30 protein-coding genes are annotated in these 24,925 nt (G+C 61.1%); 4 read left to right on the top strand and 26 right to left on the bottom strand.

Translation table 11 applies throughout. From position 1 onward, the window contains the following. Positions 1 to 16: 16 nt before the first annotated feature. From HDE77_RS00540 to HDE77_RS00665, 26 genes are all read right to left on the bottom strand, one after another. Positions 17 to 481, bottom strand: coding sequence for a hypothetical protein (locus HDE77_RS00540; protein WP_184415108.1), 465 nt, complete (start codon positions 479 to 481; stop codon positions 17 to 19). A 1-nt stretch (position 482) separates the two neighbouring features. Further along, positions 483 to 941, bottom strand: a complete 459-nt coding sequence (locus tag HDE77_RS00545) for a hypothetical protein (RefSeq protein ID WP_184415109.1) — start codon at positions 939 to 941, stop codon at positions 483 to 485. Further along, positions 938 to 3,073 (bottom strand): hypothetical protein, encoded by a 2,136-nt coding sequence (locus HDE77_RS00550; protein WP_184415110.1) that lies wholly within the window; start codon positions 3,071 to 3,073, stop codon positions 938 to 940. The genes HDE77_RS00545 and HDE77_RS00550 overlap by 4 nt, the downstream gene beginning before the upstream one ends. After that, on the bottom strand, positions 3,073 to 3,660 hold the full coding sequence (locus tag HDE77_RS00555) for a hypothetical protein (RefSeq protein WP_184415112.1): 588 nt from the start codon (positions 3,658 to 3,660) through the stop codon (positions 3,073 to 3,075). Before HDE77_RS00555 ends, HDE77_RS00550 begins: the two co-directional genes overlap by 1 nt. 67 nt (positions 3,661 to 3,727) lie before the next feature. Next, on the bottom strand, positions 3,728 to 4,672 hold the full coding sequence (locus tag HDE77_RS00560; RefSeq protein ID WP_184415114.1) for a phage capsid protein: 945 nt from the start codon (positions 4,670 to 4,672) through the stop codon (positions 3,728 to 3,730). 103 nt (positions 4,673 to 4,775) lie between these two features. Next, a complete protein-coding gene (locus HDE77_RS00565) occupies positions 4,776 to 5,534 on the bottom strand; it encodes a hypothetical protein (RefSeq protein ID WP_184415116.1) in 759 nt (252 codons plus the stop codon). A gap of 5 nt (positions 5,535 to 5,539) precedes the next feature. Then, positions 5,540 to 5,710 (bottom strand): hypothetical protein, encoded by a 171-nt coding sequence (locus tag HDE77_RS00570; protein WP_184415118.1) that lies wholly within the window; start codon positions 5,708 to 5,710, stop codon positions 5,540 to 5,542. Beyond that, complete coding sequence (locus HDE77_RS00575) at positions 5,697 to 7,487, bottom strand: portal protein (protein WP_184415120.1); 1,791 nt, start codon at positions 7,485 to 7,487, stop codon at positions 5,697 to 5,699. Before HDE77_RS00575 ends, HDE77_RS00570 begins: the two co-directional genes overlap by 14 nt. Continuing rightward, positions 7,481 to 7,795 carry a hypothetical protein gene (locus HDE77_RS00580; protein ID WP_184415122.1) on the bottom strand — a complete coding sequence of 105 codons (315 nt, stop codon included), beginning with the start codon at positions 7,793 to 7,795 and terminating at the stop codon, positions 7,481 to 7,483. Before HDE77_RS00580 ends, HDE77_RS00575 begins: the two co-directional genes overlap by 7 nt. 153 nt (positions 7,796 to 7,948) lie before the next feature. After that, on the bottom strand, positions 7,949 to 8,308 hold the full coding sequence (locus tag HDE77_RS00585) for a hypothetical protein (RefSeq protein ID WP_184415124.1): 360 nt from the start codon (positions 8,306 to 8,308) through the stop codon (positions 7,949 to 7,951). After that, positions 8,305 to 8,460: a hypothetical protein gene (locus tag HDE77_RS00590; RefSeq protein WP_184415126.1), complete on the bottom strand. Its 156-nt coding sequence runs from the start codon at positions 8,458 to 8,460 to the stop codon at positions 8,305 to 8,307. Before HDE77_RS00590 ends, HDE77_RS00585 begins: the two co-directional genes overlap by 4 nt. Next, the gene (locus HDE77_RS00595) at positions 8,457 to 8,714 is read right to left on the bottom strand and encodes a hypothetical protein (RefSeq protein ID WP_184415128.1); all 258 of its coding nucleotides are present in this window, start codon (positions 8,712 to 8,714) and stop codon (positions 8,457 to 8,459) included. The genes HDE77_RS00590 and HDE77_RS00595 overlap by 4 nt, the downstream gene beginning before the upstream one ends. Then, entirely contained in the window at positions 8,711 to 8,935 is a 225-nt protein-coding gene (locus HDE77_RS00600; RefSeq protein WP_184415130.1) for a hypothetical protein, read from the bottom strand. The genes HDE77_RS00595 and HDE77_RS00600 overlap by 4 nt, the downstream gene beginning before the upstream one ends. A 92-nt stretch (positions 8,936 to 9,027) precedes the next feature. Further along, positions 9,028 to 10,890, bottom strand: a complete 1,863-nt coding sequence (locus tag HDE77_RS00605) for a DNA polymerase (RefSeq protein WP_255482463.1) — start codon at positions 10,888 to 10,890, stop codon at positions 9,028 to 9,030. A 7-nt stretch (positions 10,891 to 10,897) separates the two neighbouring features. Further along, positions 10,898 to 11,134, bottom strand: a complete 237-nt coding sequence (locus HDE77_RS00610) for a hypothetical protein (RefSeq protein ID WP_184415132.1) — start codon at positions 11,132 to 11,134, stop codon at positions 10,898 to 10,900. A gap of 172 nt (positions 11,135 to 11,306) precedes the next feature. Next, positions 11,307 to 12,770 (bottom strand): toprim domain-containing protein, encoded by a 1,464-nt coding sequence (locus HDE77_RS00615; protein WP_184415134.1) that lies wholly within the window; start codon positions 12,768 to 12,770, stop codon positions 11,307 to 11,309. Between the two features lie 145 nt (positions 12,771 to 12,915). Next, positions 12,916 to 13,077, bottom strand: coding sequence for a hypothetical protein (locus tag HDE77_RS00620; RefSeq protein WP_184415136.1), 162 nt, complete (start codon positions 13,075 to 13,077; stop codon positions 12,916 to 12,918). Next, positions 13,074 to 13,427, bottom strand: a complete 354-nt coding sequence (locus HDE77_RS00625) for a helix-turn-helix domain-containing protein (RefSeq protein ID WP_184415138.1) — start codon at positions 13,425 to 13,427, stop codon at positions 13,074 to 13,076. The genes HDE77_RS00620 and HDE77_RS00625 overlap by 4 nt, the downstream gene beginning before the upstream one ends. After that, the gene (locus HDE77_RS00630) at positions 13,427 to 13,819 is read right to left on the bottom strand and encodes an N-acetylmuramoyl-L-alanine amidase (protein ID WP_184415140.1); all 393 of its coding nucleotides are present in this window, start codon (positions 13,817 to 13,819) and stop codon (positions 13,427 to 13,429) included. The genes HDE77_RS00625 and HDE77_RS00630 overlap by 1 nt, the downstream gene beginning before the upstream one ends. Then, positions 13,816 to 14,223, bottom strand: a complete 408-nt coding sequence (locus HDE77_RS00635) for a RusA family crossover junction endodeoxyribonuclease (protein ID WP_184415142.1) — start codon at positions 14,221 to 14,223, stop codon at positions 13,816 to 13,818. The genes HDE77_RS00630 and HDE77_RS00635 overlap by 4 nt, the downstream gene beginning before the upstream one ends. Before the next feature lie 16 nt (positions 14,224 to 14,239). After that, complete coding sequence (locus HDE77_RS00640) at positions 14,240 to 14,905, bottom strand: hypothetical protein (protein WP_184415144.1); 666 nt, start codon at positions 14,903 to 14,905, stop codon at positions 14,240 to 14,242. A 146-nt stretch (positions 14,906 to 15,051) separates the two neighbouring features. Next, positions 15,052 to 15,339 (bottom strand): hypothetical protein, encoded by a 288-nt coding sequence (locus HDE77_RS00645; protein ID WP_221444058.1) that lies wholly within the window; start codon positions 15,337 to 15,339, stop codon positions 15,052 to 15,054. Continuing rightward, positions 15,336 to 15,572, bottom strand: a complete 237-nt coding sequence (locus tag HDE77_RS00650; RefSeq protein ID WP_184415146.1) for a hypothetical protein — start codon at positions 15,570 to 15,572, stop codon at positions 15,336 to 15,338. Before HDE77_RS00650 ends, HDE77_RS00645 begins: the two co-directional genes overlap by 4 nt. Then, positions 15,565 to 15,720, bottom strand: coding sequence for a hypothetical protein (locus tag HDE77_RS00655; RefSeq protein WP_184415148.1), 156 nt, complete (start codon positions 15,718 to 15,720; stop codon positions 15,565 to 15,567). The genes HDE77_RS00650 and HDE77_RS00655 overlap by 8 nt, the downstream gene beginning before the upstream one ends. A 4-nt stretch (positions 15,721 to 15,724) precedes the next feature. After that, positions 15,725 to 15,865 carry a hypothetical protein gene (locus HDE77_RS00660; RefSeq protein ID WP_184415150.1) on the bottom strand — a complete coding sequence of 47 codons (141 nt, stop codon included), beginning with the start codon at positions 15,863 to 15,865 and terminating at the stop codon, positions 15,725 to 15,727. 33 nt (positions 15,866 to 15,898) lie between these two features. Next, positions 15,899 to 18,319: a DNA-directed RNA polymerase gene (locus HDE77_RS00665; protein ID WP_184415152.1), complete on the bottom strand. Its 2,421-nt coding sequence runs from the start codon at positions 18,317 to 18,319 to the stop codon at positions 15,899 to 15,901. A gap of 418 nt (positions 18,320 to 18,737) precedes the next feature. Between HDE77_RS00665 and tig the strand changes: the two genes are divergently transcribed. The 4 genes from tig (at position 18,738) to lon (ending at position 24,845) form a co-directional block, all read left to right on the top strand. Beyond that, positions 18,738 to 20,030, top strand: a complete 1,293-nt coding sequence (gene tig, locus HDE77_RS00670; RefSeq protein WP_184415153.1) for a trigger factor — start codon at positions 18,738 to 18,740, stop codon at positions 20,028 to 20,030. Between the two features lie 43 nt (positions 20,031 to 20,073). Further along, positions 20,074 to 20,697, top strand: coding sequence for an ATP-dependent Clp endopeptidase proteolytic subunit ClpP (gene clpP, locus HDE77_RS00675; protein WP_304625130.1), 624 nt, complete (start codon positions 20,074 to 20,076; stop codon positions 20,695 to 20,697). 108 nt (positions 20,698 to 20,805) lie between these two features. After that, entirely contained in the window at positions 20,806 to 22,098 is a 1,293-nt protein-coding gene (gene clpX / locus HDE77_RS00680; RefSeq protein WP_184415157.1) for an ATP-dependent Clp protease ATP-binding subunit ClpX, read from the top strand. Positions 22,099 to 22,331: 233 nt separating this feature from the next. Then, the gene (gene lon, locus HDE77_RS00685; RefSeq protein WP_184415160.1) at positions 22,332 to 24,845 is read left to right on the top strand and encodes an endopeptidase La; all 2,514 of its coding nucleotides are present in this window, start codon (positions 22,332 to 22,334) and stop codon (positions 24,843 to 24,845) included. Positions 24,846 to 24,925 lie beyond the last annotated feature (80 nt).

Consider the following 24,925-nt stretch of genomic DNA (forward strand, 5'->3'; position numbering starts at 1 on the left):
GTAGGTTCCTCAAGGGTTAGGTGGGCTTCTTGCCGTCAGGCGTGATGGTTGGCGTCTTGGATGCGGCGGACGAATAGCCACCGTAGGCGCTTGCTGCGGAACTGCCGACACTCGCGACGAGCTGACCGTTGATCTCGGAGTAGCGGCTGCGAGCCTGCTGCTGCGTTTCGAGCTGACCGTTCTCACGGTTCTTCTCGATGCGAGATACGTCACGGCCTGACTGCATCATGATGTCGTTGAGGATTGCGTCGCTGGAGTTGCCGGATGCACCGGACTCTGCGGATGCTGCACGCGCTGCTGCGCGCTGTTCACGGGCCGCTTTGAGGCGGTCGTCGGTCTGAGCTTGAGCACCCTGGTCGGTCTGCTCCTGCGCAAACTTCATCTGTCGCTCGGTAGCGATCTTCGATTGGTTAGCGGCATAGGCGGCGGTGCCGATTGCGGCAACGGCCATGACGATGTACGGAATGGCGACGTAGCACATCTTAGTTTGGTGAAGCCTCGAACTCGATGAAGGGGTAGCCGTGGATGTCATGCACCCGTGCGGCGTGGAAGCCGAGAGACAGCAGCCACCGCTGAGCGCGGAGGTGCCGCAGATCGACCATGTTGAAAAGGCGGACGTACATCGGTAGCCATGCGGCCACGTACTTCCGGGATGCAGCGATAAACTGGCGTGCGACACGCGCAGGCGGCGCTCCCGTGGAGAGCATCCAGGGAACGCCGTGATCTGTGTCGTAGGTGAAGTCGGCAACACCGAACATTGCCTGCGGCTTGCCGTCCCACCATGCGACGTATGACTCTCTACTGGCCCCCACGGATTCCGTCAGGACATCCAGTGGATCACCGCCTCGGCTTGCTTCGATCTCGGCACGATCCTCCGCGCACATACGTTCGGCTATCTGCTTGAGCGCCTCGGGTGTGGGCGCGTGGATCGTCAGGATCATTGCTGTACCTTGCTGGTGTAGAGGCCCTCCCACTGCACGGATTGGAACCAGGCGGGATAAGGCGAGTCGGTGACGAAGGACACGTTCACTTGGTCGGAGCGCGAGGCCACGAGGAAGCTGTAGGTGCCCGATTGAACCTGCGGGGTGTTCGTGAGGAACGCAGCGTCACCAGCGGAACGGCCGGCGAACGTGCTCTCCAGTAGCGGCACCATTGAATCGGTGGCCGTGCTGCGACCCTTGGGGGTCACCTGGGTCTTGAAGTACGCAGCGTCGTTAAACCGCACGGTCATCCGCTTGATCTGCAAACGGCCGATGAGCTTCGCCACGTTGTTCTGATCCCGCGTGAACTGCTGGCTCAGCGTGATGCTTCGGTTGTAGCGGTAGCCCACGACGACACGTCCAGTGTCCACTCGACCAGGAAGACGGATCGTCTGCCCACCATTCACCAGCGTTGCACTGCGAAGGTCGAGGTACGTGCCCGGTGAGGGCCAGTCAGTCGTCTTGAGGACGGTGAGGGCCGTGAGGGTTGGAAGCACGAGAGGGACGGTGATGTCGGTGTAGTTACCGAACGCCTGATACACAGGCTGCGCCGTCTGACGCCGGTCGAGATGGATGTCGAAGGTGTTGGAGATCGGCGGGTACGTCGGGGACGTACTCAAGTCCATCGTCAGCAGCTCCGCACCGCCGGCCGGTGCCTTGGTCACGAGGTAGAGCATGGTGCCGATGGAGTGCATGTGCAGTACCGCTCCGGTGCCCACGAGAGTCCATGGGTGCCATGCGGACTGCTGCTTCTCATCGCCCTGCCACTTGTACTGGTGGACGAACACCTGCGGTCCTGTGGGCGACTGGTGAGCCAGGAACAGCATGTCGGCATCACTGGCCGCTTCCATGCATCGGGTCTTGCCGGGGACGTAGGACGGAACGTGAGCGGTGATGTTCGCCGCCTCGGGCGTCACGGTGTCGTCGGAGACGAAGTATTCCCGCACAGTGCTCCAGGGCTTCGCGGCGTTGTCGTCCAAGAAGAACAGGCTGCTCGCTGCCAGCAAGGGCTTGATCGTCGGCGACACCTGGTAGGTGGTCACCGGGTCGATCTTCACCGTCTTCGGTGTCAGCGTCGGCGTGCCAGTGAGCTGGAACATCGAGGTCTTGCCGGACGCGAAGATCATCAGCGCCTTCTGATAGGCACAGACATGCAGCATCTCCGCCACACCCTCAGTGGGTGCGTTCACGTCGATCACGTCGGAGTCCAGCAGCGAGGTGACCGTGGTGCGCCAGAAGTTGAAGTAGTGCCCGATCTCGGACATCACGACGTTGCCGGCACTCGCCACGAGACCAAGACGATCCCGATGGAAGAACACGTCACCCAGGCGTTGCCCGACGATGGACGGGGCAGGGCTGGACTTGTCGTCACCCGCATAGCGCGTGTCGTATTCGAGCGGGCCGTAGGTGAAGTAGAAGCCGTCCGGGTTGATGGAGTCAGGGACTCGCTTGAGACCGTGAGGCATCGTGGTCTTGTCGAGCGTTCCCTTCTGTCCCGGACAGGGCACCTCTCGCCATACCATCGTGGATTCCATCTGCACGAAGTAGTTGTCGAAGGAGTTCTGAGAGTCACCACGGACTTCGTAGATGACGCCGATGCGGTCGTAGTGATCGGTGATCTTCGGGAGGTCTTCAAAGGTCTGGACGGAACCCGTGACACTGCCGGGGGTCAACGTGTCGGCCAGGGCCACACGGACATCGCGGTTGACGATGAAGGTGTAGTCATCGACCGTGACGGCTCGAAGGGACTCCCAAGGGTTCTGCTGGGTCGTGAGGTACGACAGGGACGCCTGGTCAACGATGACCACGTACTCCTTGCCGGTCTCGTGGTTGAACACGCGAACCTTGCCGGGATAGATAGCGACGATGTACCGCTCGCGGGAGTCCCGGATGATGCTGTGGAAGAACGCGTTGTCAGGGATGTCGGAGCCAAGCACGTTCACGAACTGCGCGGGCGGCCGAGGGCCAGCACCGCGTGCAGGGGAAAGGTCGCAGTTCATTGCCGCTTCGATCTGCGACATCAGGCGCACAGAGGCGTCCTGCTGGGAGACCCCGCCAATCATCGACGGGATAGTTCCAGAGACCAATGGCATTACGAGCGAGTCCAGACTTCGGACACTTCGGCCGCATCGTTGAACATGTTGCCCTTCGGCTCGTAGGCCCGCTCCTCGTCGGCGAGGACTGCCAGTGCGAACCGCTCGTCGTCCTGGGTGAACCCGTAGGACTGCTCGCTGCCCTGGAACTGCGCCTGGAACTGCGTGGCCGCTTTGACGGTGATGTAGCGACGCGCGGACTCGGGGAGAGTCTCGAAGTCGAACATCCAGATCACCTCAGCGACGGGGCCGTTGTCGGCGTCGAACACATAGGTGCTGTCGTCTGCGTTGTAGAGCTTGCCGCCACGCGGGACGATACGGCGTGACTCTGCCGTCGATGGGCGCAGCGCGATGACGTTCTGAGGTAACACAACCTGGCCGTCAGAGGCCGGGGTGAAGTAATAGTTGTAGTCGCGATTGAAGTACCAGCCGCGTGACTGAATCTCGCGTGCTTTCGTGCGCAGCGTATCGCGCGCAATCGAGGCGTCGGTGAAGCCCATGTTGTCGAGCGTGTTGATGGGAGTCTCGCCCACTGCCTTCAGCAGTTGGTTGACAGCCTCAAGCTCCGTGGTTGCGGTGAGTTGCATAAGTCTCCGGTAGACAAAAAAAACCCGCCACGCCGGTTAGGGACGTGACGGGTTGAGGGGGTACTGCTTAGACGATTGCGATCTCGACCGCACCGCCCGAACGCAGCGGGCCGTGGCCCAGCGCGAACTTGCTGAGCATCAGGGTGCCCTGGCGACGTGCGTCGTAGGCATCTTCCAATGCCAAGTCCAGCAGCTTCAGCGTGCCGACTGCGCTCTTGTGGAACACAGCAGCGACCGACTTGCTGTAGTCAGCGCGGCGGGAGAGCTGAATCTTCGCGTTCGCCGAGTCATCAGCGTTCGGGAAGTGGTTGGTCTTCAGCAGCTTGATGCGAGCGATGGACTCGATCACGGCCTGCGACAGCGACGCACCCGCAGTGGGGTTGAAGTCACGATCCACCAAGTCTTTCACCTGGGTCAGCAGATACCACTGCGCCGGCTTCAGGACGGCAATGCAATCCTCTTCCGGGATGTCCTTCTCGTCGAAGGTCTGACGAGCCTGACGGATCGCAGCAGCCAGCAACGACGCATCGGTGCCCATCGTCGCAGCCTTGATGATCGCACCACCCGGCTGACCATCGACCGGGCCGGTGGTCATACGCGCGGCCAGGATCGCACAGCGGATTTCGTTGAGCTGGCGCTGCTTTGCCAGTTCGAGGCCCTGCTGCTTCGTGTACTCGCTACGCACGTCGTAGTGGTTCATGGCCTCGTCAATGTTCGGGATGAACACATGCGAGATCAGCATGGGATCGAGACCGATCACCACTTCGTTGTGTTGCACGTTCAGGCCGGTGATCTCGGTGCCCGGTACGTGGTACTCGGAACCGATGGTGCCGATGGCCGGGAACGAGGCCGACTTGCCATGGGAGATGTTGCGCTCGGTCACATGACCGGCCAGCTTGTACTCGTCCATGAACGAGGTCAGGACTTCACCCGCGTACTGCTTGAGGAACAGCGCCTTGTCGTCGCCAGCATTCTGGACTTGACCAAGACGATTCGGTACAGCGTTTGCCATTTTGTTCTTGAGATTTCCTTATGGAAGGGAGAATGAAATTCCCCTGCGGCATTGCACACGGGCCTATTTCATCCAGTGGGTTACTACAGGGGCAGTGCGGGGCTTAGAACTCGGAGTGGCGCAGCCGCTCCATGACTTCAGCGCGATACGCCGGGTCGTTCTTGTACTGAGGAGAACGCATCGCTGCGGTGACCTCGACCTGGGACTTGAATGGCGCGGCGCCCGTGGGAGCCTTCTTGCCATTCAGCAGTGACCCCGGAGGGGCGCCACGTTTCGCAGCATGGCGCGCAGCAAGGGCCTCGACGGCCATCTTTGCGCGAGCTGGGTTGCCGGACGTGACAGCGGAATTGAACTCGATCTTCTCGGCTTCAGCGAGGTTGCCCTTCGCCCATTCGATCAGACCAAGGTACGCTTCGTTGCCGCCAGCGGTGCCGTAGACAGCCGCGTCATATGCATCGACTTCGGCCTGCTTGCCACGGATGTAGGTGTCCACCTCGGCCTTCGGGATGCCGGCCTTTTCCAGCGAGGCATACGTCTCTTCGGAAAGCTTGCCCGTCTCGGCGTACTCGGTGTTGAGGCCAGCCCAATCCAGGCCGGCGCCCTCGACAACCTTCTGTGCACCTTCGTCGCCCGCTGGAATCTCCAGGGCCGGCTTGGTTTCCGCAGCAGCAGCGGCGGCGGCAGCTTCTTCAGCGGTCGGCGTGGCCGTCTGCTTTGCGGTCAGTTCGGCGTGAGCGGCGACCAGCTCCTCGACGGTCTTGAAGCCACCATACGTGACCTCGGTTGCAGCAGCGGCTTCCGTGGAAGTAGCTTCGGCGACCGGGTTCTCGATGGTCATTGTGATCTCGGACTTTTCGGTCATAAGGCTCAGTGGTTGAAGTTGTAGATGGTGAGACCGTTCGACTCGGACTTGAACTTCTCCAGCGGATCGGCCTCGGCCTTCGCTGTGTCCTTCGGGGTCTTCACGGGAGCTGGTGTGACCGGCTTGGTCTTTGCCGGATCAGCCGGCGTGTCGGTCACTGGGTTACTGTTGGCCACTCATATCTCCTGGTGGTGCCATGGCGGCACCTGCGATGGTTGGGGCTGCACGGATGGCGGCCTGGTGCATGGTGTCGGTCTGCTGTTCCTGCTGGAGCTGCTCATCAGTCTTGATGAGGCCCTTCATGGTCAGATCGGATGCAGCGCCCATACGGGCCATCAGCTCGCCTGGATTCACACGCTGTGAGAACACTTGCGGTGTGAGAACCTGCTGCGCTGCTTGTGCCCATTCCATGAGCTTCTGCATGTCCTGCCCACGGCCGAGTGCGGCGACGCCGACAACGATGCGGGGCTTGATGAGACCTGGAGGCAGATCGGGGAGTCGATGGGCGCGGGTGAGGCGATCCATGATGCGGCGAACCAGGGGAAGTAGAAGGTCTTCTGCGAGGATCGAGTAGATGCCACCGAGGGTGTCTTCCAGCTCTTGAGCCAGGTAACGGATTTCCTCAGCAGTGACTCGCTCGCCGCTGCGTTGAATCGACGTGCGAACGCCGAACGCCATCTCCAATCGAGTAATCAGCTTGTCGATATGCTGACCCACGAAGTTGAAGTCGCCGAACTTCTCCTGTGACACGGACTTGAGCTGCTCGGCTTTGAACCGAAGCACGTCACCAGACTCGGCCTGAGTGATGGTCGTCGGTCGGATCGTGGCGTTCTCATCCAGTGCCCACAGAACCTTGGCGGCTGCTGCGGCACCCTTGAGGATTGCCTTGCTCAGCTTCTCCAATGCATCGAAGTCGCCGTAGTAGTCGTAGACCAGACCAGCGCCGTAGTCCTCGCCGTCTTCCTCTGGAATCCGCAGGGGAATCCAGGGGCACGCGTCGATGGGGTAGGAACCCTGGGAGCCGGGAACGATGTTGCTGTTCACTTCCTGGTATACCTGCCACAGCTCGCCCTCGCGGTAGATGCGGGTATACAGCTCCACATCTTGCTCAGGGCCAGCGTCCTTCGTCGCGCCTTTGTTCTTGTCGAGGCCGAGGATGGCCTTCAGCTCCGTCCCCATGGTTGATGGGGCGACGCTATCGAGGGTGACCATCTCCAGCACAGAACCCATGCCGTCACGGTCAACAACGTAGCGGGACAGCGGATACATCTTGGCGTTGCCGTCGTCAGGCACGTACATCAGCACGTTGCCGGTTGCCACGAGGTGCTTCAGGCCGAGGCCCAAGCGTCCGCGCATACCCGACGTTTCGATGTCGTTGATGACGGTGCGCTCGATCTCAGCGAGGCCCATCTCCAGTTCACCCTGCTGGATGCCGGCTTGCTCTGCGAGCGTGTTGGCATCCATACCGATGTCGGGCTTGCCGGGATTGAACAGGCGGCCTGGGATCGTCTGCATGTCCTTGTCGATGGACACGATGATTCGCTTGCCAGGGCACAGCCGGGGCTTCGGCATGGTCGCCAAGAGACCGAGGATGTCATCGCCTTCGAGGTACTCTCGGGTGATGATCTTCTCGGGGTATAGCTCGTGGAGGAATCCATCCACGGCATTCCACAGGGCCGGCTTTGGTTTCGTGCGGTTGCCCTTGTACGTGGGCAGGATCGACTTGCGGAAGTTGGTGCTTACCGAGAGGGGCAGGAGGAAGTGGCGTGTGCCGAACTTCTCCAGCAGCTCCTCAATGTAGTCGTCCAGGTCGGCCTTCGCCTTTTCAGGGTTAGTGACCTCGGCAGTCACCACCTCAGCGCCGTCATCTTCGTCTTCCCACTTCACCGTCTTCGTGTTCTTGAAGGAGAGCTGGTAGCGGAGTACGTCGGCGTCAATGAGGATCGTCAGCAAACCTGCAACGAACCTGAGACGCGCAGTACCTTCGCGAAGCGGCGGTAGTCGTCTTCGAGCGTTTCGGAGAACTTGATTGCGCCACTGCGAATCAGCTCCTCGGCCATGTGGCGTGCTACATCACGGCGTAGGTGCTCGCGCATGTGATCGACGTGGTGCATATCGACACTGCCACGGTGAAGGTCGATGTGGTGAACCGTCAGCTCGCCGGCCGCCTTCAGCGTGCGCGGTTCCTTCATGTTGGTCACAGCGTCTTTCAGATCGGCCACTTGCTTAAGCAGGGCTTCCTTCGTTGTCTTAGGGGGCATTAGGGTTCCTTGGGATTCAGTTCGTTGGTTGCGCTCTGCTTGTCCGCGTTGCAGCGAAGCAGTGCGTCTTCCGCCTGACCGGCGAAGTTGAATAGGTCTCCACCAGTGCTCTTGGGGTCGTCCACCAGGGCATCTAGGGATGCGTGGCGGCCCTCAATGACGGTCGGGGAGAGGAAGGCGTTGCTGCTTCGCACGGTCGTATGCTTCGCGCAGCCCTGCAGGCAGAGGGGTATCAAGAAAAGCAGCAGTGGGCTGATCTTCACGGGCGGTTATCTCCAGTTCGTGTGTGACGCGATCCCGGTTGGTGCGGATCAGTGGGTCGAGGTCGCGGCGGTAGGCGACCTCCTTTGAGAAGGCGTCGAACCGCTGCGTGAGTGCGTCGTACTGCTGAGCTGTTTCTTCCAGCTTCTCGACGCGCGTGGTCATCGAGCGATACGAATAGACTCCGTATGCGCCCGCGCCGAGAGCGACGAGGATCAGGAGGGCCGCGAGGTAGTAGAGGACTTTGGTCATGGCCGACCCATGTAGGCTTGCACCGCCGCGATCTGCGCTTGAATCTTCGCGAGACGTAGGCTGTGCAGCGCGGCACGCTCGCGGGACTTGATGACCCTGCGTTGCTTGATGGTGTCGATGAGGCCACCGAAGATGAACTTCAGGGCCTTCACCAGTGGTAGTCCTCGGGGGTCGAGACCTTCGGTTGGAAGTGGCGCGCTTTGCTGCCGCACTTCCACGGACGGAACGCGGTGCGCTCGTCGTGGCAGCGGACGAAGCCGGACATCGGCGTCGTGCATACCCGCTTCGTGCCTCCCATCACAGGATCAGGCACGTGGGCCTCGGTGTGCTTCCGTGTGCATTGGTCGTACTCGGAGGGATAGCCGGGTGCGCGCTGGTAGAACTTGCAGTCTTTGCAGGACTTCATCGGTGCTCCTGGTAATAGGCGGCCACACGCAGCAGCTCCTCGGGAGTTGCGTTGCTCTTGATGGCGTTTGCTTTGGAGGAGATGACCGTGACGTTGCCCCTCGTGTAACCGAGGGTCGGATCGCTGCGGTCGAGGGATGGGGAGTTCGGGCCTTGAGCCAGTCCTCCAGTGTTGCGATACAGCGGTAAGCCCAGCACCGGGCAGAAGTCGGGGATCACCACGTCCTCAATCGTGAGGTCGAATGGGATGCCCCGCTTCTTCGCCCGGTGCTTCGTCAGTGCAAGGAGACGGCTTGCCGGTGTGGCGCTCTGCCTCAGTGGCAGTCGTGCCAGTTGTTGCCGACTTTGAACTCGCCGGCCAGTGGGCAACGGAAGCCATAGTGCTGACCGGCGCGGAAGATCGCATCGGTAGCGGCGGCACCTACGGTCTCGGCAAGTTCCTCATCGACCTCCATCTGAAATTCGTCATGCACGTTGGCGACGAACTCGTAGTGGATGCCGGGGATCAAGCCGTTCTCTTGCAGACGCTCATCAAGTAGCACGAGAGCCTTCTTCATCACGATTGCGCCGGCACCCTGGAGGAGAGTGTTCAGTGCAGCGTGAGCACTACGGACATGCACCTTGCGGCCGTCGAGGCCCTTCAGGTATCCCTGCTTGCGGACGGTCTGCTGGATGGCCTTGATGAGCGCATCCAGTGCCGGCAGTCCCTTAAGGAACTGAGCCTTCAGTTCGGCACCACGCTTCGCGCCCTTGCCGACAATCGAGCCGATCTTCGCGTCGCCAGCTCCGTAGAGGAAGGCGTAGATGAAGGTCTTGGCTTCGTTGCGGGTGAGGAGGCCAGCAGCGATCTGGTTGGTCGTGTGTACGTCACCGTCCAGGATGACCTTCGCGTATGCGCCGTGATCCCAGCGGCCCATGAAGTGCGCGAGGCATCGCAGCTCAAGGCCGCTGGCGTCCGCGCCTACCTGCTTCTTCCCTTTGGGCACACCGAACAACGCTCGACACTCAGGGCCATACAGGGAACCGGAGGAGGGTACCTGCGCCATGTTGGGCGCGGAGTGCGTCATTCGGCCGGTGACAGCGCCGTTCTGATTCACTCGACCGTGGATACGGCCGTCCGCCTTTACTGCCTTGAACCACGCTTGCTTGCCTTCGCTGAGCTGTCCTATCCGTTTCGCAACGGTCAGGTATTCGATCAGCAGCGGCACCTCGGGATACTTCAGACCTTCGAGCGTGGTCTCGTCCATCTGCGGCGTGCCGGCCTCGGTGAACTCCGTAGGAGTCCATCCGTAAAGGTGCTTCAAGCGGTCGCAGATGTGCGCGCGTGAGCCGGGGTTGAAGGTGATGGTCTTCCACTTTTGGAAGGGAACACCGACCTCGTAGCCTTTCGACTTGTTGGCACGCTTCGGGATGAGGATGCCGTTCTTTGCTTCCCAAGGCGGGAAGACAGCGCGCAGCTTCTCGGTCAGCTCGGCACGCAGGCCGACCAGCGTCACCTCTAGCTCTTTACCCTTCGCTTTGTCGAACAAGAAACCGTAAGTCTCCTGTCGCCGAAGGATCGGGGCGATGTCGTGTTCCAGGCGGATGCTGTCTTCGCTGAAACCCTGCGCCATCAGCTTGTCGTACAGCTTGGCGGTGACGCGGATGTCCTGGACGCAATAGTCGTCCATCTCCTGATTCCACTCCGCCCAAGGGTCGAGGCCTTTGGCTTTCATCATGTCGGAGTAGTCGCCCTTCCAGACGCCCATGCGCCAGCCCCACGCTTCAAGCGAGTGCTTGCCCATGAGTTTCTTCGGGTAGATACCAGCAATGCGCCGACCGGCAGCGGCGTCCTTCTCGTGCTGCCGGACTCGCTTCATGTCATCGTTGAACAGATCGGTGAACATGAGTTGGGACATGATGAGCGTGTCCCACACACGGCCCTTCGGCTTGAACCACGGATAGACCTTCTGGATCGCAGGGATGTCGAAGCCGATGATGTTGTGCCCGCAGATGTCCGGGGCTTCCATCAGGATGCAAATTGCAGCCTCGTTGCTCAGCTTCGATCCGTGATCGTTGGCCCTATACGTGATGCCCTTCAGGATGTCGCGCATTGCGATGCAATGAATCGTATCCATCGGCGGCTTGCCGTCTTTTTCCTCAAGGAGGCCGTTGGTCTCAATATCAAATATGAGCATCGAGGGCTTAGTCGATCAGGGCTTTGACGCGGGCAGCGATGCGCGTGGCGCGGTCGGCTTCGTCGTGTGCGGCGTCAGCGAAGTCCAGGAAGTCGTGCGCCATTTCGGTATGCGACTCGGCAGCGGCGCGGTGATCCAGGGCCAGCTTTTCCAGGTTCTGCACGTCCTTCTCGAAGCGCGCGGTGATCGAATCGACGGTGAACGGGAACAGGCGGGCCAGCAGCAGTTCGATGTAAAGCTTCATGTGATTTCCTCGACGGTGATGGTTACGCGCACACGCCTACCGCCCTCGGGGAATCGACGGGCTGCATCGGATGCGGTCATGGGGACTGCGTATGGGAAACATGCAGACGCACCAGCAAGTGCCGGTGCGTCCATGGGGATGTAGAACTCGTGAGTCGTTGCAGCGGGGTCAGTCAAAAGTCTTGACTGCCTTCCCCTGGCTCCGGTGGGAACATCGGGGTTTCTTCCAGCTCCTGCTCGAACAACCTGCCGGTCTCCACGTCGTAGCCGAGACCGATGGTCTTGCCCGTGGCCTGGCCGGTGAAGCGATCCTTCAGGATGCGGAACGTGGTGTGCTGGCGGATGTTGATGTCTTCCGCTTGCTGGTCACGCTCCAGGCCGAACATGAAGTGGCTCCAGAAGCCAATCGCGCGGGAGCCTTTGAAGTGACGGATCATCACTCGCCCACCTTCTTCGTGTGGCTTGCCTTCCGGCGTTGCCAAGTGCGAGATCAGGTAGAAGCAGACGTTGTATGCCTGAGCGAACGAGGCGATGTCGGCCATGATCTGCTCAAGAGCTTTGCGCTCGTCTTCCTCCGCAGCCGCAAGAGCCGTGAGGTGGTCGAGGTAGAAGTGCTTCACGCCTTCAGCAGCGGCGAGGTACTTCATCTTCGCGTGGACTACAGACCACTCCGTGCTACCGAATGAGTCGTACATGAAGACGTTGCCGCTGGCTTCGACCTTCTCGAACGCATCGGTCAGCTCCTCCTGTGTCCACGAATCGTCGGGCACATGGAAGCGGCGACCAGCGAGCTTGCCCGCAACACGCTTGCCGGTCTCGACGGGTGGCTGTTCCAGGTAGAACAGGCCGACCTTCTCGTTGAGCGTCACGGCGGTGTGGACGATCTCCTGCGTAAACAGGTCTGTCTTGCCGACACCCGTGCCCGCACCGAATGCATACACCTCGCCGTAGCGGCGGCCGTATGTGGAGGCGGTCAGGGATGGCAGGAACCAGGGGAGTCCCTGAGTGAGCGCGGCGAGCGCCTTCTCTTTGATGTCACCGAAGGTCACGATGCCATCGGGGCGGAACACCTTGGCGTTCCAGATGGCCGTGATGATCTCGCGGGCCTTACCGGCCAGCAGCAGATCGTTCGGGTCTTTCATCGACAGGTGCGCGATCTTGCACTTACCCGGTGTGAACAGCAGCGCGCACTCTTGCGCAGCGGTCTGACCAGGTTCGTCCATGTCGAACACGAGGACGATCTCCTCGAACTTCTCCAGCCACTCAAGTTCTTGGGCGATGGTCTTCTTCGCGCCTTGAGCACCGTTTGGTACGGACACGACGGGCCACTTGTTCTCTTGCGCCTGACTTACGCTGAGGCAGTCGATCTCACCTTCGGTGATGACGATGCGGCGGCCGGGACTCCAGAGGTGCTGACCGTACAGGCCGGCACCCTTGAGTGATCCACGGACGTTGAACTCCTTTCCGGCGTATCGAACCTTCTGCGCAACCACTTCACCGTCGCGCATGTAGTTGGCTATTTGTACTGGCTTCCCGTGGTGCTCTCCGACTTTGTAGCCGAACTTGGCACAGGTATCCTCTGACAGCCCACGCTTCGTTAGAGCCTGGGACTGTCCGTGCAGAAACTCAGCGGACATGCGCTTGCTCCGTTGTGGCGTGTGGGTGCTGTCGCCCTGGCGGGTCTTGCCGCAGGAGAAGCAGTGCGTGTGCCCATCGGAATAGAGGGCACACGCATCAGAGGAACCGCAGTCTTCGCAAGAGCCTTTCGAGACCAGCTCGGACTCAGCGGTTTCCACGCTGGATTGACCACATGGTCTTGCGGGTCACCAGGCCGACCTTGCGGCGCAGCGCGGAGCTGACCAGCAGACGGTTGATGCGGTTTGCTTTGGGTGCAGCGGCGGCCTTCTCGAACGCGGCGCGCATTGTTGTTGCAACCTGGGTCATGCAGTTTCCTTGAGACGGGAGATGAGGCGGTCGATGGCGCACTCGCAGTGGCCGAGGTCGCGCATGGTTTCTTCGATGTGCTCGACCGTCAGCCGGATGCACTTGGCGCGCGGCGGATTGATCGGGCCGGCGTAACGCTTCTGCGTTGCGCTGAGGGAATAGCGGATGTATCGCTGACCAGTGGCGTCTTTCGCCTCGGTCTTGATTACGTCGTAGCCCGCCGCAACGATCTCGTCGATGCGGGATGCCAAGCGGCGGATGCGGTAGACACCCTCGGCTTGCCAGGAGGTGATGTGCGACTCGGCGCGGAGGTGCGAGAGCACGGTTCGGGATTGCAGCGGGAGGTTCATCAGGGTTCCTTGAGGAGTTCTTTGAGGGCGAGGAGGGGTGGCTCGTGACCAAACACGAGCGGCAAGCCACGCAGCTCTTTGACGTTCCGCAGCACCTCAATCTGCTCGGGTGTGAAAGTCCCCTTGGTCTCCAGAAACTCCGTAAGGCCGCCGATGAGGCAGACCTGTAGAGAGCTGGATGCATGGGTGGGCGCAGCAGCACCACGCACGCTTTCGTCGCGACCCTTCTCCACACGGCCGTCCCGTCGAATGACGTAGTGAACGGCGATCTCGGAGTAACCCTGGCGGCGATGTGCGCTCGCCAGTTCCGCAACGCCGATGTCGGCGGACGGAGCGGTCATGGAACAGGTGACGAAGACGCGCTCGATGGTGTCGAGGGCCTTGAGTTTCACAACGAGTAGATGCTTACGGAGGTGTATGCGGCTTCGCCTGGAGCGGCGAATCGCTTGGTCGTGACCAGGTGGACGATCTGATTGTCGTCAGCCCAATAGCCGCCGATCTTCGTGATGATGTCGAGTGCCGCCTTGGCGGTGTTGTCTACATCCATACGGGGGAAGAACAGCTTGGACGTGCGGGCCTTCGTGCAGACGGCCGTGGTCACAACGAGGAGGGGTCGGTTCTTATCGAGCCAGAGGTTTCCCTCGGGGATTACTTCGAGTGCAGCGTCGATCCACTGCTTGTACGGCTTTGCGATGTAGGTGCCCCAGCGAGTGACGCGGGGACGGGATGCAGGCAGAGGTTCGAGTGGGATGTGGATGGTGGCGAGATGTCCCGCCACCACCGCTTCCGGCTTCATGCCCGGTGTCAGGAACTTAGAAGTCCCCGCTGCCGCCACTGGTGTCCTCGTCGCTGCCGGCGTCGTCTTCGCCACCGAACGTGCTCGGTGCCGGTGCGTCGTCAGCTTCGTAGCCACCTTCGTCTTCGTCGAAGCCCATCTCTTTCGAGGACTTGCTACCGAAGGTCACCAGTTCCAGCAGCTTCACGCCGACCAGTTTCGGGGACAGGTAGAACTTCTTGGCGCTCGGCACACCGCCGCCGCCCAGCTCGCAGGCAACACGGAGTGTGGAACCGCCACCGATGGTCGGCGGGTTCTTGATCTCTTTGCCTTTGCTGTCGAAGATCGCGGGCTTGCGCGACCACGGCTTGTTGGTCTGCTTGCTGACACCGCTCGCCTTCATCTTGAAGTTGATGGTGATGCGGCCGGTCTCTTCGCCGTCCTTGTCCAGCTCCTCGGTGAACACCGGGGCGACCTCGAACTTCTTGTGAGCCGGCTTCTCAGCCTTGAACTCCTCGAACAGTTCGTCGCGCACCTTCTCCAGCGTGGCGATGAGCTGCTGCACCTCGGGCAGGTTCGGATCGAACGCCAGTCGTGCGGTGTACTCGCCTTCGGGCTTGAACTTCGTGTCCGGGGCGTTGAGGTTCGGCCATACGGCCACACCCTTCGGGGTGTTGAGGATCGGGTACTTCTTCTGTGCCATTCAGTCTTCCGGGTAGGGGTTTGAGATTGCAGTCAACACGGCGGTGTCGATGCCGGCCGTGTGGAGATTGCGCAGGGTCTTTAGGGACAGCGAGCCGGTTTCATCCAGCTCGCGGTAGGCGTCCCGTAGGAGTTCGGTTGGGGTTTTCAGGTGAACCTCTGCTTGATCTCGCCGGCCACGTAGGCGGCTACGGCAGAGAAGGTGTTTTCGTTGCGGAAGTGGCAGTCGTTCTGCATGCGATCCACGATGCTCAGCAGCTCGCGTGGGTCGATCTCCAGAACTTCTGCGGTCACCTTCAGCGCGGCGGCCAGTGCGAGAACTTGGCGGGCCGGGTGAAGGTCTTGCAGCGCGTTGATGACCTCGAAGGCCCCCTCCGCCGCAGCGGTAGGGGACGAGGCGAGTACGCGGTCGCGGACTGTGGAGACGATGCTCACGAGAAGCGCGCCATCAGTCCCAGGTTGGTGTCGATGGCGGCGTAGTTGACGCCCGTGCGCTGCGCCGGCCACGAGTGGCGGATCAGGTGGAAGAACGCACGCTTGCGCAGGGCGCGCTTGATCTCGCTGGTGACCGCGAGGATCAGTGGCAGATCGTTGGTGCGCGATGCGGCGACGGCCATGCGCTGCATGCGCTTGGTGTAGAACGGGGACAGCGTGCGGGCCTTAGCCATGAAAGCGACTCCAGAGGTTGCGGAAGGTGCGACGGATGCGGCGGGCGGCGGCCTTGGCGGCCAGGACGGTCGCGGCTGCGGCGCCGATGAGGACGCATGTGCCCAGCAGGGCGACGCCGATCACGTCGCCGAAAGTCCAGATGAACATCGGATCAGCCCCCCAGCAGGGAGCGCGCGGCGACTCGGAAGTCAGCCAGCGTGCAGTGGACGGCGGGGTCGTAGATCGCGAGCACAACGCCGTATCTGTCGGTGGCGGTGTGGGTGTTGAGTGCGCTGTTGAATTGAATGCTCATGCGTTTCCTCAAGGGTTGATTTGTGTCAAGTGTTCAGGCAAAGAAATAGAGGGACTGCTCCACCAAAGAGAGGTCGAGGTCGCCACACGGGGGAAGTTCGGGAAGTTCGACGGCCACTTCAGCGGGAAGCTGATCGGCCAATTCGTTGCGGAAGTCGGTAAGGACTTCGCGGGAATACTGCTCACGGAAGGCAGCTCTCAGCGAGGCCGCCAGTACATCGGTGTCAGCCGCGTGTGCGGCGTATGAGTCGTGGATCATCGCGAAGTCCGTAATGCCGTTCTCAAGGGCAGTGCAGACAGTGAGCATCAGGTGGGCCGCATCGCAGGAGTGGATGAAGTTCGGCGAGATGCCGAGGGCCTGTCTGCGTGAATCAAGTTTTGTTCCTTCTACGCTGCGTGTTATACCCACCCTTCGACCACCGACGTGGGTCTGAATGACCTGTCCGAGTGTCTCGCGGTACTCCTGCAGAACAGGGAAGCCAGCCGGCGTAGTCCAGTTCACGGGCATGTCGCCCTTCGCTGCGACCTTCGCCGACACCTTCAGCCAATCCATCGCCACACGCGCGGCGATCACCACCTGACCGATGGCATCCCAAAGGACACCAGCCAGATACGAGGCTTCCTCGTGGGCATCCTTGTCGCGGGCATTACCCATCTTCTCCATGAGCTGTCCGCGCATGCCGGCCTTGGTCACACCATAAGGAAGGGTCATCACGGGACGCTTCACGATGTCGCGGGTGAGCTGGCCGTCCCAGCGGGCGGCCATCGGATCACCACCTTCGGCTTCTCGTCTGACTCGCTCGGCGGCGACCTTCATCACCTGTGTATAGATGTCGGCGGGTTTCTCCTGGGGGATCAGGTTGGTTGCCTTGCCACCGATGGGATCACGCAGCATGGCGCTGAAGTTCTGCAGGCCATTGCATGAGCCGTCGAGGGCGATGGGGAGATGCGACACGTACTCGGTGCCCATCATCTTGTAGCCGGCCCACTCGAAGCAGGCGGCCAGGGCCGACCACGGCGAATCGGCTTCCGTCCAGAAGCGTTGACCGTCCAGCGGGTCGATGGCGGAATCGAGAATCTGCTCCTCGTGATCCTTCACCCACTGGATGCGCTCGGCGAACGGAACCTTGTCCACGCCGAACAGGTTGGCGACGTGGATGGCGAGCCAGCGGGCACCGGACGCGCCGAGGGGTTTCCCCTTGGAGAACGTCAGAAGCGCCTTGCCCTGGTCGTCCGCCTGGGGGTTCAGCGTGCCCGGTATGGGATAGACACGGCCTCTGAAGTCCAGCGAGTGCGGGAAGTAGATGGCCTCCTCGGGTGCGAAGCGGGCCGCCAGGGCGATCTTCTGCGCTGCCGAGACACGCTGGGAGGTGGAACGGGCGTTCTCCTCATATATGTCAGCGCGCTTGCGCTTCCAGGCTTTGAATGCCTCGGGCTGCTCTACCTTATATGTGTCCATGTCCAGCGACGGCAGTCCCGGCAGCTCGATCAGGTCGCGGGAGGGTAGGCCGGCGATGCCACCGCCAGCCTCCCAGGCTTCTTGCATGACCTGGAGAACGGAGGTGTTCACCTTCCAGGGGGTCGCCTGGATCGCGTTGATCGACTGGTACACAGCCGGCATGTCCACGTTGCCCAGCTCGCGCAGGTAGGACTTGTTGCGGGTACGCACCAGGGGCACGAGACCGCCAGCGTCCGTCAGGTAGCCGCCACCCTTGGAGGACACCCAATCGACCGGGGGAACCAGCATGGGCATGCGGATCGGGCTGAAGTGCGCGGCTGCATCGTGGGCCTTGTCGAGCCATTCGAGAACCTGCTGGGTGCCACGCAGGAGAATGCGTTCACGATCCTTGCCATGCGAGGAGTCATTGAACAGGACGGCAAAGCCCGTGGATTCGATGAACAGCTCGACCATCTTCATGCCGAAGTGAACCCCGTCGTTGGCGGGGAACGCGAACTGATCCAGCTCGACGCGGCGGGTGGCCGCCTCCATGACGTTGCGGGAGTGACGCTGGGACGTGGACTTCTTCAGGACGCCCTGGATGTGCTTGTAGAGACCGGGGGAGACCTCGCGGAATCGCGAGTAGTTGATCGAGTCCTCCATTGAGGTGGCGATGGCCTCGGCGACGCGCTGCACGCGGGTATCTCTGCTTGAGATAGCGTTCATGCAGTGGCGCACAGTGATGTAGGCAATCTCAGTCGATGGGAACTTCTCGACCCAGCGGACGGCGGTGTGCTTCTTACCGGGCTTTCCGTTGCGCGCATCGGCCACAAAGGCGTCGATGGCGTCCGACAGGGGAGTGATGCTTTCATTAATGAGGCGACGGCCGGGGCCAGAGTCAGCCTCGTCCTGGCGTCCGCGTTCCTTTTGGTAGCGGTCGATGCCCAGGGTCAGGGATTCTTCTTCGAGGGCGAGCTGTCTGTCGCGGAGGGACGGGGTGTGCTGCACGGTATCCATGCGGGTCTCCTAGAAACGAAAAAGGCCCCGGTGAGGGGGCCTTGGTGGTGAGCTGGATTGGGGGAGGAGTAGGATTGAGACGCTGGTACAGGAGAGACCTAAAGTGCTCTTTAAGAGTCTTTAGGTTCTCTCTCTTGGATCGTCTCCCCTAGGCTGCGTGTTTTATCCCTGTGGCACCGCAGTGGCACCCGGAAAAAGGAGCGAAAGGCAGCTAATTGGCAGCGAAAACGGTAGCTGATAAGCTAAGTGGCTGATTGGGGTACTGGTGCATCGGCTTTAGGTTCTGACGGCTAATCCCCGTGCGGGTTCGAGTCCCGCCTCTCGCACCATTCCCGTGATTTGTTTGTTTTTTGCAGGCGACAGTTGTCGCCATGGCGCCTGTGCCGGGCCCACAACATAGGTAGTACCAGGAGACGTCATGCAGGTTTCGGTTGAGAACATCGGCTCGCTCGAGCGCAAGCTCACGGTGAAGTTTCCCGCGGAGCGGTTCGAGACGCAGGTGAGTGCGCGCATTGCGGAGATGGGCCGCACGGTTCGCCTGAAGGGCTTTCGCCCCGGCAAGGTGCCCACCACGGTGATCAAGCAGCGCTTCGGCGCGCAGGTGCGTGGTGAGGTGTTGTCCGACCTGATCGGCAGCACGCTGCGTGAAGCGGTGGAGCAGGAGAAGCTGCAGCCGATCGCGAACCCGGCCATCGACACCACCGGTCAGCCGGAAAATGGCGAAATCGCCTATACCGCCACCTTCGAGGTGATGCCGGAGTTTCCCGCTGTCGATGTGGCCGCGCTCGAGATCAACCGTCAGACGGCGGTGGTGACCGATGCCGATATCGACAAGATGCTGGAAACCCTGCGTCAGCAGCGCCGCAGCTTCGACGAAGTCGAGCGCGCCTCGGTCGAGGGCGATTTTGTGATGTTTGAATACTCTGCCGAAGCCGGTGATTACCGGTTCCCGGTTGAGGGTCTGGAACGCGCCGGTAGCGTGCTTGGCTCGGGTACCCTGTTCAAGGCACTGGACGAGGCGCTTGCTGGTCGCAAGGCCGGCGACAGCTTCGACACCGAAATCGCTTTCCCGGAAGATTTCCGCAACGAGCAGTTGGCCGGCAAGACCGCCAAGGTCAGCTTCAAGATCATCAAGGTGCAGGAGCCGAAGCTGCCGGAGATCGACGGTGAGTTCGTCAAGCTGTTCGGTATCGACGACGGTAATCTGGAGACTTTCCGCAAGGAAGTACGCGCCAATCTCGAGCGTGAACTGAAGGCTGCGCTGATGGCGCGTTTGAAGTCCGAAGTGGCGGAAAAGCTGGCCAATGCGCATCCCGAGTTGGATGTGCCCCGTCTGATGGTGCAGTCCGAGGCCCAGAACATGGCTTCCGGCAACGTTCCGCGCGGTCAGCAGGCGCCGCCGCAGCTGATCGAGGCGGCAACGCCGATGGCGCGCAAGCGGGTCATTGCAGGCCTGTTGATGGGCGAAATCGCCCGCAAGCAGGAGCTCAAGATCGACCGCGCGCGGGTTGCCGAGCAGCTCGCCGCGATCGCTTCGACCTACGAGGAGCCGGAAAAGGTCATTGAACTCTACAACGGCGACCCCCAGTTGATGTCTGGGCTGCAAAATCGCGTGATGGAAGATCAGGTAGCCGAATGGGTGGCAGAACATGCTAAAACGACCCAGCAGGACCTGAGCTTTGATGACGTCATGCGCCCAGCCAACGCCTGAGTTACTCCTCAGGCCCACCAACCGGAGAGCTGCAAGCATGGCCATGGATCAGATCCAGAACCTCAATTTGGTGCCGATGGTCGTCGAGCAGACTGCTCGCGGCGAGCGCTCCTATGACATTTACTCGCGCCTCCTGAAGGAACGCGTGATCTTCCTGGTTGGCGAGGTCAATGACCAGGTCGCCAACCTGCTGGTCGCGCAGATGCTGTTCCTGGAGTCGGAGAATCCGGACAAGGACATCCATTTCTACATCAACAGCCCCGGTGGGGCGGTGACCGCCGGTCTGGCGATCTACGACACCATGCAGTTCATCAAGCCGGACGTCAGCACCATGTGCATCGGCCAGGCCTGCAGCATGGGTTCGCTGTTGTTGACGGCGGGAGCCAAGGGCAAGCGTTTCTCTCTGCCCAATTCCCGCGTCATGATCCACCAGCCCTCCGGCGGCACGCAGGGGCAGGCGACCGACATCGAAATCCAGGCGCGTGAGATCCTGTACATGCGCCAGCGCCTGAACCAGATCTACGTGGAACATACCGGGCAGCCGATCGAGAAGATCGAGCTGGACATGGAGCGCGATCGCTTCATGAACGCGGTGGATGCAAAGACTTACGGCCTGATTGACGAAGTACTCGACAAACGGGCTGGCGAAACGGTGAAATCGGCCTGATTTCAGCACTACACCTCGTAGTCACGAGATGGGCTCCGCGTTTGCAGGCAAACGCGGAGCCCTGTGCTATTCTCGCGGCGCATTCAGATTTACCAGCGGGATCGAAAAATGAGTGACGACCGGCAGGGGCGTTCCAGCGACAGTGGCAAGATTCTCTATTGCTCCTTCTGTGGCAAGAGCCAGCATGAAGTACGCAAACTGATCGCGGGTCCCTCCGTGTTCATCTGCGACGAGTGCGTGGAGTTGTGCAACGACATCATCCGCGAGGAGCTGGAAGAGAAGGCCGCCTCCGGGCGCACCCAGCTGCCCAAGCCACGTGAAATCCGGGAGTCGCTGGATCAATACGTCGTGGGCCAGACGCGCGCGAAGAAGGCATTGGCAGTGGCGGTGTACAACCACTACAAGCGGATCGAGTCGCGCCAGAAGAGCGATGACATCGAGCTGGGCAAGTCCAACATCCTGCTGATTGGTCCGACCGGTTCGGGCAAGACGCTGCTGGCCGAAACGCTGGCGCGCCTGCTCAATGTGCCGTTCACCATCGCCGATGCCACCACGCTGACCGAAGCGGGTTATGTCGGCGAAGACGTGGAAAACATCATCCAGAAGCTGTTGCAGAAGTGCGACTACGACGTCGAGAAGGCGCAGTCGGGCATCGTCTATATCGACGAGATCGACAAGATTTCGCGCAAGAGCGAGAACCCGTCGATCACTCGCGACGTGTCCGGCGAAGGCGTGCAGCAGGCGTTGCTGAAGCTGATCGAAGGTACGCTCGCCTCGGTGCCGCCGCAGGGCGGGCGCAAGCACCCGCAGCAGGAGTTCCTGCAGGTCGACACCAAGAACATCCTCTTCATCTGCGGTGGTGCGTTCGCGGGCCTGGAGAAAGTGATCCAGCAGCGTTCCGAGAACACGAGCATCGGCTTCTCGGCCGAGGTTCGCAGCAAGGAGCGCACCGAGAATCTGGGCAAAGTGCTGGCCGACGTGGAACCTGCCGATCTGGTGCGTTTCGGCCTGATTCCGGAATTCGTGGGGCGCCTGCCAGTCGTGGCAACGCTCGATGAGCTGGATGAAGCATCGCTGGTGAAGATTCTCACCGAGCCGAAGAACGCCGTCACCAAGCAGTTCAAGAAGCTGTTCGAGATGGAAGAGGTGGAGCTGGAGTTCCGCCCGGAGGCTCTGCAGGCGATTGCCAAGAAGGCGCTCAAGCGCAAGACCGGCGCTCGCGGACTGCGAACCATTCTCGAACAGGTATTGCTGGACACCATGTACGAGCTGCCTTCGCTGGAGCACGTGAGCAAGGTGGTAGTCGACGATGCCGTGATCGATGGGCAGGCCGAACCCTACCTGATCTACCGCGGCAACCTGCAGCAGCGCATCGCTGGCGAAGGCGGCGGCGCAGCCTGACCCCTTCGGTTGGGGTGGCGGATTGCCTGAGCCCCTGGGGGCGACCGGCAGCGACGTTGCCTGAGGGCGCGCAGGGCAACCATGAAGACGGCCCCGGTGAGTAACCGGGGCCGTTCTGTTTTCAGCCTCTGTCACACCTTGAGTGAGTGCGAGGTTGCCTCCACTTGACGTAGTGATGTACCCGGCGCAGTGTCGGGACGAACCTTGATCCGAACCCGAGGGACCCCTCTTCAATGGCCAAGAACGCCCAACTTCCTGCTGCACTGGATGCCTTGCCGGTATTGCCACTGCGCGACGTCGTGGTTTATCCGCACATGGTCATTCCATTGTTCGTTGGTCGCGACAAATCCATGCGTGCGCTGGAGCGCGCGATGGAGGGTGAGCGGCAGATCCTGCTGGTCGCGCAGAAAAGCCCCGATATCGACGATCCGGAGATTGCCGACCTGCATCAGATCGGTACCCTGGCCGGCGTGCTGCAATTGCTGAAATTGCCCGACGGCACCGTCAAGGTGCTGGTCGAAGGTCAGTCACGCGTTGCGGTCGAGGATTTCAAGGAAGAGGGCGGCATGCTCACGGCGCGTTCGCGCGTGATCGAACCGGTCTACAACACGAAGGAGCGCGAGTTAGACGTGGTGTCACGCACGTTGATTTCGCTGTTCGAGCAACTGGTCAAGCAAAGTCGCAAGTTGCCGCCCGAAGTGCTGGCCAGCCTGGCGGGCATCGATGATCCGTCGCGCGTCGCCGATTCCATCGCCGCGCACCTTTCCGTGCGCATGGCGGACAAGCAGAAAGTGCTGGAAACGACCGATGTCGGCCAGCGACTTGAATTGCTGATCGGGCTGGTGGATGGCGAGATGGATCTTCAGCAGGTCGAGAAGCGCATTCGCGGCCGCGTGAAATCGCAGATGGAGAAAAGCCAGCGCGAGTATTACCTCAACGAGCAGATGAAGGCGATCCAGAAGGAGCTCGGCGACAACGAAGAGGGCCCCAACGAGGTCGAGGAGCTACAGAAGAAGATCGAGGCTTCCGGCATGCCCAAGGCCGTGCTGGCCAAGGCCAGGCAGGAATTTGGCAAGCTCAAGCAGATGTCACCGATGTCGGCCGAAGCAACCGTGGTACGCAACTACCTCGACTGGCTGGTTGGCGTGCCGTGGAAAAAGCGCAGCAAAGTGCGCAAAGACTTGAAGATGGCGCAGGAAGTGCTCGACGCCGATCACTTCGGACTGGAGAAGGTCAAGGATCGCATCCTTGAATACCTTGCCGTGCAGCAGCGTGTGTCCGTAATGAAGGGCCCGATCCTGTGCCTGGTTGGCCCGCCTGGCGTCGGCAAGACCTCGCTCGGGCAATCGATTGCGAAGGCGACCAACCGGAAATTCGTGCGCATGAGCCTGGGCGGCGTGCGCGACGAGGCCGAGATTCGCGGCCATCGACGCACCTACATCGGCTCGATGCCTGGCCGTATCGTGCAGAACATCAACAAGGCGGGCGCCAAGAATCCGCTGTTCGTGCTGGACGAGATCGACAAGATGTCGATGGACTTCCGTGGCGATCCGTCCTCGGCCTTGCTCGAGGTGCTCGATCCGGAACAGAACCACGCCTTCAACGATCATTACCTGGAGGTCGATCTGGACCTGTCCGAGGTGATGTGGATTGCCACGGCCAATTCTTTGAACATCCCCGGGCCGCTGCTCGACCGCATGGAAGTCATCCGCATTCCGGGTTATACGGAAGATGAAAAGCTGGGCATCGCGGAGAAATACCTGCTGTCCAAGCAGCTCAAGGCGAATGGGCTGAAGCCCGAAGAGCTCCGTGTGGAAGTGGAGGCCTTGCGCGACATCGTGCGCTACTACACGCGCGAATCGGGCGTGCGCAACCTGGAGCGCGAGATATCCAAGATCTGCCGCAAGGTGGTGAAAGAGCTGACGCTGGGCGAGGTGAAGCAGGGTCAGGCCAGGAAGGCGGCGAAAGCGTTGCTGGCCCAGGGTCAGGTCAAAAAGGCAGCGGAAACCGCCAAGAGCGCCAAGGCGAAGAAGTCGCCGGGGAGCATCAAGGTGGATTCGTCCAATCTTGAACACTATCTGGGCGTTCGCCGTTTCGATTTCGGTCGCAAGGAATTGCAGAACGAAGTCGGCCTGGTGACCGGGCTTGCCTGGACGCAGGTCGGCGGCGAGCTGCTCAGCATCGAATGCTCCGTCGTGCCGGGCAAGGGCAGGTTGGTGCACACCGGACAGCTTGGCGACGTCATGAAAGAGTCGATCCAGGCCGCGCTTTCGGTCGTGCGTGCACGCGCCGATCAGATGGGCATCGATCCGGAGTTCCACCAGAAGCTCGACGTGCATATCCATGTGCCGGAAGGCGCCACGCCGAAAGATGGCCCCAGCGCCGGCATCGCCATGTGCACCGCCCTGGTGTCCGTGCTGACCAAGGTGCCGGTTCGTTCCGAGGTGGCGATGACCGGCGAAATCACCTTGCGTGGCCGCGTGTTGCCGATTGGCGGACTCAAGGAGAAATTGCTGGCGGCTCATCGCGGCGGCATCACTACTGTGATCATTCCCGAGGACAACAAGAAGGATCTGGCCGACATGCCGGCCAACATCACCTCTTCCTTGGAGATTCACCCGGTACGCTGGATCGACGAGGTGCTGGACATCGCACTGGAGCGGCCGCTGCAGCCGAATCCGGTCAAGGAAGAAGCTCCTGCGACGCCGGTGGGTGAACCCTCGGAACTGCACTCGCGCACGCACTGATTCCAGCGGCACGCCCCATCAAAAGCACCCTGCTTGGGCGGGGTGCTTTTGTTTGAATTCTTCGCGCCCAGTCGATGAAG

Origin of the sequence: Rhodanobacter sp. MP7CTX1 (assembly GCF_014205795.1) — a bacterium.
Classification (GTDB): Bacteria; Pseudomonadota; Gammaproteobacteria; order Xanthomonadales; family Rhodanobacteraceae; genus Rhodanobacter.